The organism is Ruminococcus sp. RTP21484sp1_RTP21281st1_A8_RTP21281_210402 (assembly GCF_040914025.1).
Taxonomy (GTDB): domain Bacteria; phylum Bacillota; class Clostridia; order Lachnospirales; family Lachnospiraceae; genus Blautia_A; species Blautia_A faecis.
The window spans coordinates 1-12489 of sequence record NZ_JBCPGE010000077.1 but is presented as its reverse complement, the minus strand read 5'-3'; the positions used below and the strand labels follow the sequence as shown (position 1 = coordinate 12489).

Here is a 12489-nt window from a genome sequence, read left to right as displayed (position 1 = left end):
ACTTACTACAGCGGAGATTTCGTTTTGCTTTAGTTCTTTAAGCAGACGCTTTGGTTCGATGCCGATCTGGATCATTCTGGTACCGGCTTCGTTCCATGTAATGGCATACATCAGTTCCTTTCCTTCAGCGGTATTCGGAGTAACATCCTGACACATGGTAAGCTTTTTATCTGTAAGCATAGGCTTAAAATATTCCATCTGCTCTCCGGAGTCAAAACTGAAGCCATAGTATTTAGGCAAAGTACCACTGTAGATATATCCGTTTTTATCAAACAGATGAATTTCGTCTACTAATATCAAATCTGCTATTTTCTGCAATTCTTCTACATCATATTCCACCTGTGGTTTTGCATCTATAATATAGGATACAGCCTTTGCTCTTACTATATAATCGTCCTTTAGCGATTCGATGAGTCCATTTTCACTATCATCATTTTTATTGAGCACGGTGATAACACGATCCAGCAGTACTTTTGACATCCTGTATGTATTACTGTCATTGACATACTTTAAAATTCCGGCTTCAAGCAATAATGCAATCGCAATGGTTGCAAACGCTAAAAAAACAAGCTTTTTTTTCTTCATAAATATATTTTATCATAATTTCCATATGTAAACCATACATAATTTGCATGAATTTTCTCCGAAATTACCGTTCGGTTACTGTTCACTCCGTTCACAGTAACGCGCTTCGCGATGCACAGAAATCATGCATTCGCATGATTTCGCGCCGCAATTCTCGGGTTTTCTGTGAACTTTGTTCACAAAAAACGCCTCGCGGAATGCTACCAGTGAACAGTAACACCGTTCGTTACTGCTCACTCCATTCACAGTAATGCGCTTTGCGATGCACAAAAAGACGAACCTTCTTGTGACAAGCACAAGAAGTAGCGTTCACAACCTGGCCGGCAACTCATAAGATTTTTTTGTTATGTAAACCAATCATACTCGCCTAATTGCCTTTCAAAAACTGTTAAATATGATACCTTCTTATTGTCACGAGCAAAAAAATTACCTCATCTCGTGCGCATAATTCCCCCATATTTTCACATACTATCCATACACTACAAAATATGGAAACCCACAAAACAAACAAGCTCTATAGTGTGTTTAAAAAAGTCAATTGTTTCCCACAATTGCATCATAAAGTACAGGAGGAACAGATAAATGAAAGCCACAGGAATCGTAAGAAGAATAGATGATCTGGGCCGGGTGGTCATCCCAAAAGAAATCCGTCGGACCCTGCGAATCAAAGAAGGTACCCCACTTGAAATTTTCACCGACCGTGAAGGTGAAATCATTCTGAAAAAATACTCCCCAATCGGAGAGCTTAGCCTTTTTGCAAAAGAATACGCCGAGTCCCTCTCCCATTCCACCGGCATGCTTTCCTGCATCACCGACCACGACCAGGTAGTAGCTGCTGCCGGTCCGGGAAGTAAGGAATTCATTGGAAAATTGATCAGCAGCCAGCTGGAAGCTGTTATCAATGACAGAGAAGCCAAATGTCTTAGTGCCAAAGACCGTGGCAAAGTCCCTGTGGTGGATGAACAGCCAGCTCCATCCACATCCCAGGTCATCCAGCCCATCATAGCCGCCGGAGATGCTATTGGCAGTGTCATCCTCATGGGAAAAACCGACAAAGACATTCCCGGTGCCAGCGAAAAGCTTCTGGCGCAGACTGCTGCCGGGTTTCTTGGACGGCAGATGGAACAATAATTTTGTTATCGCTGCAGTCAACGTCTCGATAGAGCCTGTTTGAAAAATCATTCCCGCAATCTGCCAGTGAACAGAAACTAAAAAACTGCTGTATCCATTTAGCCCCTCTTCAAAGTCCATTAAATGGTACAGCAGTTTTCGAATTTATATACCTCAACAATCCTGTTCTGTTTTCTCTTCAGATACAGTGCTACCCTGCTTGCCCTGATCCCGCATCTTCTGCCTCTGCCTGGTAATATCAAAATACTCCGGCGAAATAATCCCACGGGCAACCAGTGCATCAAAAACCTCCTTCTGCGACCGCGTCATCACCATACCCACAGTTGAATTATAATCTGTAAGCACACATCCTGTCTTCTCGATCATCCAGAACAGTGCCGAATCATTCTCCGGGATCATCTTCCAAATCTCCTTCTCCGGATATGGCAAAAGCGCCATCATGGTCTGAAGATGGCCCTTCTCCTCAATCAATCTGTAATCCCCATCCGGCATAATGACTCCATCTGAGAAATTCGGAATCTGATCAGCTTTCTGCAAAAGCTCCTCTGTAATCTTCACCACAAGTTACCCCCTGTAAATTATTTTTTAACGGACATGTCGCCTGTCGGCGACATCACCATATATGAAAGTCAGCTGTTCCGCGCCTATGGCGCTCCCACAGCTGCCGACATCATTTATTTTTCACAGCACCGCACATGTTTTCCCCTATTATACCATGCCGCTTATATAAGTGCCACCAATTTAAATTTTCTCATTTTCATGAATTAATGAATAACCTCCAATTTTCTGGACACCCTATAAATACAGACAGGTACAACAGCTGTGAACAGAATGTATGTAGAGGTGAAAAGAATATGAGGAAAAACAGAACAGCAAAATTTATTTTCAACGGCGCTCTCCTTGCAGTTATGGCAGTTCTCGGAGTGACCGCTTACCAGGTTGCAAACAAACCAGAACATATTCAGGAAGTGCTTCCATTGGAAAGCACCAAGGAAAATGACACTGCCAAAGCAGATGGAGCCAACTCAACTGATGATTCGTCCCTTGCAGAAGCAGGTACTAACATGGTAGAAGCAGATCTGGACGGAATTTCCGATACCGGAATCCTAGACAGTGAGTCTTTGATAAACGAATCAGATAATTCATCCGCAACAGACATGGCAAGCCTTGACAATACCGTGGACTTAACCAATTCTGCTGACATTAACGATACCGCTGATATTTCCAGCTCCTCTGACATTGGAGAAAGTACCAGCGTAAACGCCCAGATCTCCCTGCACAAAGGACCGGAAATCAACTTCTCGGAAGATACATTAATGGAGTGGCCGGTAAACGGACATGTTCTCATTGATTACAGCATGGATCAGAGTGTTTACTTCCCAACTCTGGATCAGTATAAACTGAGCCCTGCGATTTCCGTACAAGCAGTGGAAGGTGCCCCTGTAGTTTCCGCAGTAAACGGAACCGTATATTCGATTGAAAATAATGCCCAAACTGGCACTACCGTCACCATGGAGCTTGGAAACGGCTACCAGGCAATCTATGGTCAGCTTACTGATCTGGACGTTGCTGAAGGCGATACCGTCACCAAAGGTTCCATCATAGGCTATGTCGCAGCTCCTACCATTTATTACAGCGAAGAAGGCAGTAACCTGTACTTCGCCATGAAAAAAGACGGAGAACCAATCGACCCGATCACGTATCTGCCGTAAAAAAAATTCAGTCCATGAAATATCAACATTCACAAAAGTAAAAAAACAACGTATAATAAAGCAGGTGGGAAAATCCGCAGTCGGTACCTAAATCCTACCTGCTTTTTCCAGTCCTTCCAGGCAGCTAAGAGCCCGGAACCCGCCATGGTAGCCATTCTGACACGCTATAGTATTCTTTTGGACTGCAAATAATATACCAGCTTACCGATTGCTTTTTATAAAAATAAGGAGCATTGTCAGCCAGTTAACAGCATGACGATACTCCTTTACATAAATATTTATTTAATTCCTAAACGGACATGTCGCCTGTCGGCGACATCACCATATATGAAAGTCAGCTGTTCCGCACCTATAGCGCTCCCACAGCTGCCGACCGCATTCGTAATCCGGGCTATCACCCTACTTACTCATACGCTCTAGCCCGTCCGATATCCAATAATTCGCTCATGTAAGCATGGCTCATTCTTGGCTGCCGTCCGGGACTTTCATAGTAAAACATTAAGAACTTTCACCTTACAACCCAAAAAGGAGCCCCATGAATTACACCTACATCGTCCAGTGTGCCGACGGTACTCTTTACACCGGATGGACAAACTGTCTGGAAAAGCGCCTGAAAGCCCACAACAGCGGCAAAAACGGAGCCAAATACACCAAAACCAAACGTCCGGTAACCCTTGTCTACTACGAAGGCTACGCCACCAAAGAAGAAGCCATGAGCCGGGAATATGCAATCAAACAATTAACCCGGGCAAAAAAATTAGCCCTGATGGAATTTTAGAGGAGATCACAGTTCCTTCTAAATATTAAAAATTATTAAAAAACTTCGTCTAAAATATTTGTTACAGGTAACTTCATTACTAATATTTTACCTTACCATATCATCAAATCGGCATATTCGCCACAAAACAATACATCACAATAAAATGACACGCGCTTCCCAGCATAATAAATACGTGGAAAATCTCATGTGACCCAAAATTCTTATGTTTCGCATTAAAGATGGGAAGCTTCAATGCATAGATCACACCGCCAATCGTATAAATAATTCCCCCCGCCAGCAGCCAGCCAAATCCAGCCTTAGGCAATGCATGAATAATTGGCATGAACGCAAGCACACACAACCAGCCCATTCCAATATACAGCACAGAAGAAATCCATTTCGGACAAGTCACCCAGAATGCCTTAAATACAATTCCCAGAATTGCTGTCGCCCACACAAGTGCGCAAAGTATATATCCAATCTTGTTATGAAGAACAATCAGGCACACCGGCGTATAGCTTCCCGCGATCATTACAAAGATCATCATATGATCCAGCTTCTTCAGTCTGCGGTTCACCTTCGCCGTAGAATCAACGGAATGATAAAGAGTACTTGCCGCATAAAGCAGCATCATCGTAAGAATAAACACTCCCAGTGCCACAATATGAATATGATCGCTCCACTCTGACGAGCGAATCAATAAAGGCGCTGCTCCCACTGCTGCCAGAAGAAAAGCAATCCCATGTGTAATCGCACTTCCCGGATCTTTTAATTTAAATTTCATGATAGCACCTCCTAAAACTTTTCCAAAGTAACTTTTCCAGAAATCAGTCTGGTTCCTAGGTTTATAATGTTTCGCAAACTTTATCATGTAGTTTTAATTACTACATCATAAAGTATGTGTTATACTATAACACTTTTTTTGAAAAATGCAAGGGGTTTTACAAAACTTTTATAATAAAAGTAATTTTTTGACTTTCAGCAACATTTTTCACCTTCCCATCTCCATCACCACCTCAACCTCCATCTCCGGAAAATATGTCTCCAATATCTCCTCCCAGCTACTCCCTTTCTTCGCCATCTCATTCCCCCCATACTGGGAAAATCCAAGCCCATGTCCTTTTCCTTTACATAAAAAGCGTACCATTTTTCCTACTTTCTGCACGGAAAAATCTGCGGAAGCCAGATGCATGCCCTGTCGAAAAGTCTCACCCTCAAGCCAGTTTCCATCAGCTGTCAGCGCAGTCACATAACCGGCACTATCTCGCTTTTTGACCACCAGCTTCGCAGGAAGCTGACTGGCAGGCACATATGCACTGTTTACATAGCCTGGAGCCTCCCTGTCCTGACTGCTTTCCACTGATTTCAGATAGCCATATTCTGCACTGTGAAAAACTTCTGTCCCATCCCTGGTTTTACCGCTGCTGATCTCATGATACGGAACTAATTTCAGCTTTCCATTATATGTAAGAACCTGCCCGGCCGTTGCCTCTGCCGCTGCTCCATACTGCTGCAGCTTATCCACCGCACTCAGTAATTTCCAAACGCCTCCATATCCAACAACAAAACTCCTGCCACTATTTAATTCTGCTATTCGGAAGGATAACACCTCTTCATCTTCTGTCGCAGCTGTCATTTGCTCAACTCTTCTTTCCCTGTTTTTCCCTGCGATACTTTCACTTACTTCATCCAGAATTTCTCCTTCACTTTCCCCCTCCTCCAGCCGCCTGTACACCTCCGACCTTGCAATCACCGCCTGAGCTTTCACCGCTTCCTCCGCATAATCCCCTTTCATCTGTACCAGCAACATCAGCGGAACCATATCCTCCACCCCCGGAGAATGCAGTAAAAGTGCTTTATCCGCCCCATTCAAGGCGATTGTACACATATACGGCAATAATAAAATGAATGGAATAAACAGCCCTGAAGAATAAAAGCTCCGAAACCATTTTCTCATATATTTCCTGCACTTTGCCATTGCTTAAAAATAATCGGCATACCTGATGTTCCCGGTTTCAGGAATCTTTCTCGCTTTGCCGCATAAGCAACAGCTCTCCTGACTCTCTCATTTCTCCCTATTATATGCACAATTGCAAAAACTTATTAACCGTAGTATACTGTACCCATTATTGCGCAGACACGGTAACAAAGCGTGTAACTGCTAATTTTCAAAGTAAATATAACGGAGGTTTTTCATGACCGCACTCTTTCTTGCACCCCTATACATCCTGATCAATGCATACGTTGTCCGTTGGATGATACGATGGATGGGCGCCTGTCACAGACTTTTTCAGACAATGGCATTTCGCGCTTCCTTTATAGGAGTTTACATAATATTAGCAACAGCCCTGCTCACCGGCTTTCTCATCAAAAAGCCGGCCAACCTGCACCGTATTCTCAAGCATACAGGTAACTATTTTCTCGGAACTTTCATCTATATTCTGCTGGTAATCGCTGTCGTTGATTTTGGCCGTCTGATACTGAAATACATATTCCATGCCCCGTTTATCGGGCACCGCAGCACTTTCGTCATCACAGGCCTGATCTGCACCATACTGATCATCAGCCTCAGTGTTTACGGAATCCTTCATGTAACCCATGTGAAAACTACATCTTATGAGATAAACGTTGAAAAAACAGTTGACGACATGGATTCCCTGAAAATAGTCCTTCTCGCTGATACCCATTTCGGCTACAGCATGGGAACCGCCCAGGCAAAACGAATTGTGAAAAAGATTAATGCTGAAAATCCAGATGTAGTCTGTATCGCAGGTGATATTTTCGATAATGAATATGACGCCATTTCCAAACCAGATAAATTAAAAGAAATTTTAAAAGGAATTAAGTCCAAATATGGAGTTTACGCCTGCTGGGGCAATCACGACCTGAACGAACCAATCCTGGCAGGTTTCACCTTCAGCGGAACAGAAGATAACTACAATGATCCCAGAATGGAAGAATTTCTTACAGACGCAGGAATTCACCTGCTAGACGATGAATCTGTTCTGATTGACAACAAATTTTATATTGTCGGCCGCCGGGATGCCTCCCGATGCGAAAAAGTGGAAGGTTCCAGAGCCACTCCGGCCCAGCTTACCGAATCGCTGGACCAGAGAAAACCAATTATTTTCATTGACCATCAGCCAAAAGAATTAGACAAGACAGCAGCTGCCGGTGTTGACCTTGACCTTTGTGGTCACACCCATGACGGCCAGATTTTCCCCGGAAACCTGATTATCCATCTATTCTGGGAAAATTCCTGTGGCTACCTTCGAAAAGGAAATATGCACAACATTGTCACTTCCGGAGCCGGAATCTGGGGGCCGAACATGAGAGTCGGCACCAACAGCGAAATCTGTCCGATTACAGTTTATTTTAACAATTAATATAACTGTTCCGCAGATACTATACCGCGAGATGTTTTCGTGAACATAGTTCACAGTTACATTAAATCAACCGATTATGCCCCTACGGACTGCCTCTGCACACCCATCGTTCCATGCAAGGCAGTCCCTTCTCATGTGAAACATCCCGTATCCGATTTCCCCTTCTTCCTCGCAGCCCAGCCCTTTCCACTAAAGCCTGTCCACGCTTCACCACATCTATTCCTTCCAGCATCTTTCCCTGGAAAAATCTTCCCACTACACCTTTTTCATATATTCCATGAGCTTCATGCGCGCCCAGCTCCCAGCCAGTCACCACACTCAGCCATCCATTCATCCTTACAGCCAGTCCGCCGATTCCACCAATCAGTCCCTTTATTCCCTGCATACCCCGTCCATTTTCACCCATCACTCCCATGAAAAAGCAAGTCACCACAGTCATCACCATATTGAAACGTTCTTTCAAACTGAATTTATTTTCCCGGTTGAAATATTTTTTCAATAATCTCATAAAGGTCCTCCTTCTTGTCATGCCTGTCCAAAATCCAAAAGCTCATCACCGCCGCTGTCTCCTAATGCAATTAACTTTGTACCATTTCAGGCACTTTTTCTGCCTCCGGCAGACTGCACGGACAGCTAACAGCAAACAGCCGCCAGAATATGCCTGAAAAAATTCATCTGCGAACTGCGCACTTTTCATGATTGTGCAGGGTCTAGAGCATGTTTGAAAAAGGCTTTCTGCAAGATGTGCGTCACAATTTGTGGGAGATTTTGCCCGGATGAGGGCGCCGTAGCGGGCTACGGCAACCGAATTCGGGTGAAATATACCGCAAAGTGGGGCGTGCAGATTGCGGGAATGATTTTTCAAACAGGCTCTAGTAATATTTATGTCTGCCAATACAACCTATAGAACCATTTTTTATAAATTTTCCCTATTTCACCCCTTATTGACACACTTGTCCCCCACTGCTACAATAACCCTAACAACAACTTTTACCGCTTTCCCAAAGAAAGGAGCACCCTATGGCAAAAGAACAGATTGCAGTTGCAGAACTGATTACAAACATTATTCTGGGAAAAACGGACGGAGCCAGCCGGGTAGATTTCTTCCCGCAAAAGCCTAAATTTCCATTTGACAAACCATACGAGCAGCCATTTCCCCGCGCCACGCCGGAGAGCCAGGTTATTTCCTCTGACATGCTGGCCGACCTGCTGCGGGATCTGGACACTTCACACTATACAGACATGCACCATTTCATGGTTCTCCGAAATGGAAAGGTCGTTTGCGAGGCCAATTTCGCCCCCTACCGCAGCCGGATCTGGCACGTGACCCATTCCATGTGCAAAAGCATCACCGGCATGGCAATTGGTCTTCTGGTTGAGGAAGGCAAGCTTTCCCTGGATGAGAACATTTACGACATTTTCCAGAAGAACCTGAACACCTTTAACAAGATTTTCCGCCCTAAAGTCACTGTAGAAAATCTTCTCACAATGACCAGCGGTGTCACTTTCAATGAATCGGGGATCGTCTCTGGAAACGACTGGCTCACCAGCTACCTGAATTCTTCCATCACTGGCACCCCCGGGAAAAATTTCCAGTACAACAGCCTGAATACCTACGTTCTGTCCGCCATCGTCACGGAACGCACCGGCCAGTCACTTACCGAATACCTGGAACCGCGGCTTTTCGCTCCCCTTGGAATCACCCGCTATTTCTGGGAAACCTGCCCTAAGGGCATTACCAAAGGCGGCTGGGGACTTTTCCTCTGCACTGAGGACATGGCTAAATTAGGTCAGCTTTATCTTCAGAAGGGTAAATGGAACGATCAGCAGATTATCCCGGAATTCTGGGTTGAAGTCTCCACCGCCAAGCATAAGGAGAGCATTGAAGGTACTTTCGGCTATGGCTACCAGCTGTGGATGGAAGCCCGCCCAGGCAGCTTTGAATTCAATGGAATGCTTGGTCAGAATGTAATCGTTTACCCTGACATGAACATGGTTGTAGTCACAAACGCTGGAAATAACGAACTTTTCCAGAACTGCGTCATGCTGAACATTATCCGCAAGCATTTTCCGCGCAACTTTCATCCTGCAGATATTCTGCCTGAAAACCCATGTGCCCAGACACTCCTGAACCGCCTGACTGCCGAGCTTGAAAACGGCACTCACGCGCCTCAGACACTTCCAGCCCTCCGAAAAGGCGGCTGGAGAAAAAATCCATCTGGGCTCCGCCACAGTACTAACGCAAGACCGAATATCTGGAATTACATGAAGGGACTTCCTGAACCGAATCCTTACCAGTTCACCCAACAGCTTAATGGCAAAATTTTTGAACTTTCTCCACAGAGCATTGGTCTTTTCCCGCTGTTTATCCAGATTTTCCACAATAATATGACAGAAGGTGTGCAAAAGATTTCATTCGCCTGTGAAAAAGGCAATTTCTCCGTAAACTTTATGGAATCCGGCGAATGGCACAGCATCCCGACAGGACTTGGAAAATTCAAAGAATCCTGGCTTACCCTCCACGAGGAAAGCTATCTGATTGCAGCCTCCGGAGATTTCACTACAGATGAAAACGGAACCGCCGTCCTGAAGCTGGACTTCACCTTCCTTGAAGAATGTGTTCGAAGAAAAATCAACATTTTCTTCTTGCCCGAAGATGAAATTCTCATCCGCTGGTACGAAACACCAGGCAAAGGCATGATCATGGAAGGTCTGGAATCCATCACCGAAGAAATCTCCAACAACTTTCTCTATGGAGCCTTCAAGGGCACAGGCGGCCTGGAGCTCCTTCACAGGGTAATGGAACAGACTATTGAACCGGTTTCGCATGGGTATCTGGTGACACCCGCTGAAGAGGCTCCGGAACAGGGATCAGTTTCATCCTTAAATGAATCAGATTGCGGAGAACTCTCATCAGAACCCAGTGAAATAACGACCACTTCCTATTCTACAGAAAGTTTGTAATGCACCATATATCGCACTTTAATAGCAAGAAAATTTTTACGACCAAATATGCGGTCAATCAGGAGGTACCCCATGATTTCCCAGGAAAAACGCTTAATCATCACCTTTCGCTGCACCACCGACGCCATCGCCATGGAGAAATCCTGCAAAGCCACTGGTGCTCCAGGAAGACTGATTCCGGTTCCAAGAAGTATCTCTGCCAGCTGCGGACTTTCCTGGTGTGCGCCCCCCACAAGCCGCACTGCCCTTGAGAAACTACTTCAGGAGCAAGACCTGGATCCTGAGGGCATATATGAGTGTATAATTTAATTATTAAACAGGCTCTAATGCAGTACGAATTAATTTTCAGCATTACTCACGCAACATATTAAAAATTTACTGTGTCAGAGTATCCATTACTTAATATTTGCTGTATTATAGAGTCTGTTGAAAAATGTCAATTAAAAAAATACAATATAGATAGTAGGAGGAATTACACATGGAAACCAAAACATTTGACGCAAGAGGAATGGCCTGCCCACTCCCAGTTGTAAACGCAAAGAAAGAATCCGAAGAAATGACAAATGGCGGTACCCTTATCATTCTCGTTGACAATGAAATTGCCGTCCAGAACCTTACCAAATTTGGCAACAGCAAAGGCTTTACAGTCTCTTCTGAGAAAAAAGCAGAGAAAGATTTCACCGTAACCTTCCAGATTCCGGAAAACAGCACAACCTCAACACCAGCAGCTGAATCCGCCGCTCCCGCCTGCACACCGGATTCCAAGAAACATGGTCTTGTAGCCGTCCTTTCCGCCAATACCATGGGAAATGGTGAAGAACAGCTTGGAAAGATTCTTATGAAATCCTTCATTTTCGCTCTCACCAAACAGGATCAGCTCCCAGAGATCATTCTGTGCTACAACTCCGGAGCATCCCTTACTTGCGAAGACTCCGATTCCCTGGAAGATCTGAAATCTCTGGAAGCCGAGGGCGTAAAGATTCTCACCTGCGGTACCTGCCTTGATTTCTATGGTTTAAAAGAAAAACTGGCAGTTGGTGGCGTTACTAATATGTACGAAATTGTAGAAATTATGGAAAGCGCAGGAACTATCGTGCGCCCATAATAATTACTGTTTACTCCGTTCACAAAAATACCTTACAGAACATTACCAGTGAACAATAAACCTATAATTCTCTAAATAACTTCTAAATAATGAAAATCCACGCTTTAAAATCACTAATTTTCTCAGTAAGCAAATTTCTGGCCTTAAGAAAATTTCAAAATTAAAGCGTGGATTTTTCCTATTATTTGAGACATATCTGATTTGAGACATATCTGAGACATCTTATTAAGATATAAATGGGACATATGCTTGTGATTAATTAGAGTTATTTGAGAAGTATAAGAAAATATAAAAAACCGGAAACTCTCATAAATAAAAATTTCCGGCATTCTATGAAGTGAAGCATCGGGGATTCGAACCCCGGACAACTTGATTAAAAGTCAAGTGCTCTACCAACTGAGCTAATGCTCCATATTAAATTTGTCATATATTTCACATCTTAAACGCCAAGTTTTTTTCTAAACAACCTTCGGCATTTAAAATGCCCAGAGCCGGAATCGAACCAGCGACACGAGGATTTTCAGTCCTCTGCTCTACCAACTGAGCTATCTGGGCATAAGTAGCGGGAATAGGATTTGAACCTATGACCTTCGGGTTATGAGCCCGACGAGCTTCCAGACTGCTCCATCCCGCGATATATTCTTTTAAAACCAAAAGCCGATGATCGGACTCGAACCGATAACCTGCTGATTACAAATCAGCTGCTCTGCCAATTGAGCCACATCGGCACGTAACCACTGGCTACAACAGATGAATTATATTCATCAAATGGATGGAGAAGGATTCGAACCTTCGAAGGCATCGCCAGCAGATTTACAGTCTGTCCCCTTTGGCCACTCGGGAATC

Annotated in this window: 13 protein-coding genes, 5 tRNA genes and 1 pseudogene; 8 read left to right on the top strand and 11 right to left on the bottom strand. The window is 44.2% G+C overall.

Features of this window, described 5'->3' with window-relative positions; genetic code table 11:
* A pseudogene (locus tag AB5170_RS21770) lies at window positions 1-585 on the bottom strand (GGDEF domain-containing protein); the annotation flags it as partial.
* Window positions 586-1167: 582 nt separating this feature from the next.
* Between AB5170_RS21770 and spoVT the strand changes: the two are divergent.
* Entirely contained in the window at window positions 1168-1716 is a 549-nt protein-coding gene (spoVT, locus tag AB5170_RS21765) for a stage V sporulation protein T (protein ID WP_173717488.1), read from the top strand.
* A gap of 153 nt (window positions 1717-1869) precedes the next feature.
* Here spoVT and AB5170_RS21760 read toward each other — a convergent pair whose 3' ends face one another.
* Window positions 1870-2277, bottom strand: a complete 408-nt coding sequence (locus AB5170_RS21760; protein ID WP_226837975.1) for a hypothetical protein — start codon at window positions 2275-2277, stop codon at window positions 1870-1872.
* Window positions 2278-2570: 293 nt separating this feature from the next.
* On the opposite strand from AB5170_RS21760, the gene AB5170_RS21755 reads away from it, so the two are divergent.
* Window positions 2571-3428, top strand: coding sequence for a M23 family metallopeptidase (locus AB5170_RS21755; protein ID WP_118583191.1), 858 nt, complete (start codon window positions 2571-2573; stop codon window positions 3426-3428).
* A 535-nt stretch (window positions 3429-3963) separates the two neighbouring features.
* The gene (locus tag AB5170_RS21750; protein ID WP_148463437.1) at window positions 3964-4206 is read left to right on the top strand and encodes a GIY-YIG nuclease family protein; all 243 of its coding nucleotides are present in this window, start codon (window positions 3964-3966) and stop codon (window positions 4204-4206) included.
* A 103-nt stretch (window positions 4207-4309) separates the two neighbouring features.
* Here the strand turns inward: AB5170_RS21750 and AB5170_RS21745 are convergent, their stop codons facing one another.
* Window positions 4310-4972 carry a hemolysin III family protein gene (locus AB5170_RS21745; RefSeq protein ID WP_118583187.1) on the bottom strand — a complete coding sequence of 221 codons (663 nt, stop codon included), beginning with the start codon at window positions 4970-4972 and terminating at the stop codon, window positions 4310-4312.
* Window positions 4973-5179: 207 nt separating this feature from the next.
* Entirely contained in the window at window positions 5180-6145 is a 966-nt protein-coding gene (locus AB5170_RS21740) for a SpoIID/LytB domain-containing protein (protein WP_173719533.1), read from the bottom strand.
* A gap of 238 nt (window positions 6146-6383) precedes the next feature.
* On the opposite strand from AB5170_RS21740, the gene AB5170_RS21735 reads away from it, so the two are divergent.
* On the top strand, window positions 6384-7574 hold the full coding sequence (locus AB5170_RS21735; RefSeq protein ID WP_173774282.1) for a metallophosphoesterase: 1191 nt from the start codon (window positions 6384-6386) through the stop codon (window positions 7572-7574).
* 82 nt (window positions 7575-7656) lie between these two features.
* Here AB5170_RS21735 and AB5170_RS21730 read toward each other — a convergent pair whose 3' ends face one another.
* Together AB5170_RS21730 and AB5170_RS21725 are read right to left on the bottom strand one after the other, a co-directional pair.
* Complete coding sequence (locus tag AB5170_RS21730; protein ID WP_173774283.1) at window positions 7657-8082, bottom strand: hypothetical protein; 426 nt, start codon at window positions 8080-8082, stop codon at window positions 7657-7659.
* A 45-nt stretch (window positions 8083-8127) separates the two neighbouring features.
* A complete protein-coding gene (locus tag AB5170_RS21725) occupies window positions 8128-8397 on the bottom strand; it encodes a DUF6783 domain-containing protein (RefSeq protein WP_325064570.1) in 270 nt (89 codons plus the stop codon).
* On the opposite strand from AB5170_RS21725, the gene AB5170_RS21720 reads away from it, so the two are divergent.
* From AB5170_RS21720 to yedF, 4 genes are all read left to right on the top strand, one after another.
* Entirely contained in the window at window positions 8329-8481 is a 153-nt protein-coding gene (locus AB5170_RS21720; RefSeq protein WP_325064571.1) for a DUF6783 domain-containing protein, read from the top strand. The two genes, AB5170_RS21725 and AB5170_RS21720, sit on opposite strands and share 69 nt — an antisense overlap.
* A 113-nt stretch (window positions 8482-8594) precedes the next feature.
* Window positions 8595-10538 carry a serine hydrolase domain-containing protein gene (locus AB5170_RS21715; protein WP_368361884.1) on the top strand — a complete coding sequence of 648 codons (1944 nt, stop codon included), beginning with the start codon at window positions 8595-8597 and terminating at the stop codon, window positions 10536-10538.
* A 72-nt stretch (window positions 10539-10610) separates the two neighbouring features.
* On the top strand, window positions 10611-10847 hold the full coding sequence (locus AB5170_RS21710; protein ID WP_118583176.1) for a DUF3343 domain-containing protein: 237 nt from the start codon (window positions 10611-10613) through the stop codon (window positions 10845-10847).
* Window positions 10848-11016: 169 nt separating this feature from the next.
* Window positions 11017-11643: a sulfurtransferase-like selenium metabolism protein YedF gene (gene yedF / locus AB5170_RS21705; protein ID WP_368361885.1), complete on the top strand. Its 627-nt coding sequence runs from the start codon at window positions 11017-11019 to the stop codon at window positions 11641-11643.
* 338 nt (window positions 11644-11981) lie between these two features.
* On the opposite strand, the gene AB5170_RS21700 is transcribed toward yedF, so the two are convergent.
* From AB5170_RS21700 to AB5170_RS21680, 5 genes are all read right to left on the bottom strand, one after another.
* Window positions 11982-12054, bottom strand: a tRNA-Lys gene (locus AB5170_RS21700).
* 71 nt (window positions 12055-12125) lie between these two features.
* A tRNA-Phe gene (locus AB5170_RS21695) sits at window positions 12126-12198 on the bottom strand.
* A gap of 5 nt (window positions 12199-12203) precedes the next feature.
* Window positions 12204-12277: transfer RNA gene (locus AB5170_RS21690), tRNA-Met, on the bottom strand.
* Between the two features lie 21 nt (window positions 12278-12298).
* Window positions 12299-12371 (bottom strand) — tRNA-Thr (locus AB5170_RS21685).
* A 41-nt stretch (window positions 12372-12412) separates the two neighbouring features.
* Window positions 12413-12488 (bottom strand) — tRNA-Tyr (locus tag AB5170_RS21680).
* Window position 12489 lies beyond the last annotated feature (1 nt).

Excerpts from the sequence above, each read along its gene's own strand:
- AB5170_RS21755 (WP_118583191.1), top strand. The coding sequence starts at position 2,571 with ATGAGGAAAAACAGAACAGCAAAATTTATTTTCAACGGCGCTCTCCTT.
- spoVT (WP_173717488.1), top strand. The coding sequence starts at position 1,168 with ATGAAAGCCACAGGAATCGTAAGAAGAATAGATGATCTGGGCCGGGTG.
- AB5170_RS21750 (WP_148463437.1), top strand. The coding sequence starts at position 3,964 with ATGAATTACACCTACATCGTCCAGTGTGCCGACGGTACTCTTTACACC.
- AB5170_RS21715 (WP_368361884.1), top strand. The coding sequence starts at position 8,595 with ATGGCAAAAGAACAGATTGCAGTTGCAGAACTGATTACAAACATTATT.
- AB5170_RS21735 (WP_173774282.1), top strand. The coding sequence starts at position 6,384 with ATGACCGCACTCTTTCTTGCACCCCTATACATCCTGATCAATGCATAC.
- AB5170_RS21740 (WP_173719533.1), bottom strand. The coding sequence starts at position 6,145 with ATGAGAAAATGGTTTCGGAGCTTTTATTCTTCAGGGCTGTTTATTCCA.
- AB5170_RS21745 (WP_118583187.1), bottom strand. The coding sequence starts at position 4,972 with ATGAAATTTAAATTAAAAGATCCGGGAAGTGCGATTACACATGGGATT.
- yedF (WP_368361885.1), top strand. The coding sequence starts at position 11,017 with ATGGAAACCAAAACATTTGACGCAAGAGGAATGGCCTGCCCACTCCCA.
- AB5170_RS21710 (WP_118583176.1), top strand. The coding sequence starts at position 10,611 with ATGATTTCCCAGGAAAAACGCTTAATCATCACCTTTCGCTGCACCACC.
- AB5170_RS21730 (WP_173774283.1), bottom strand. The coding sequence starts at position 8,082 with ATGAGATTATTGAAAAAATATTTCAACCGGGAAAATAAATTCAGTTTG.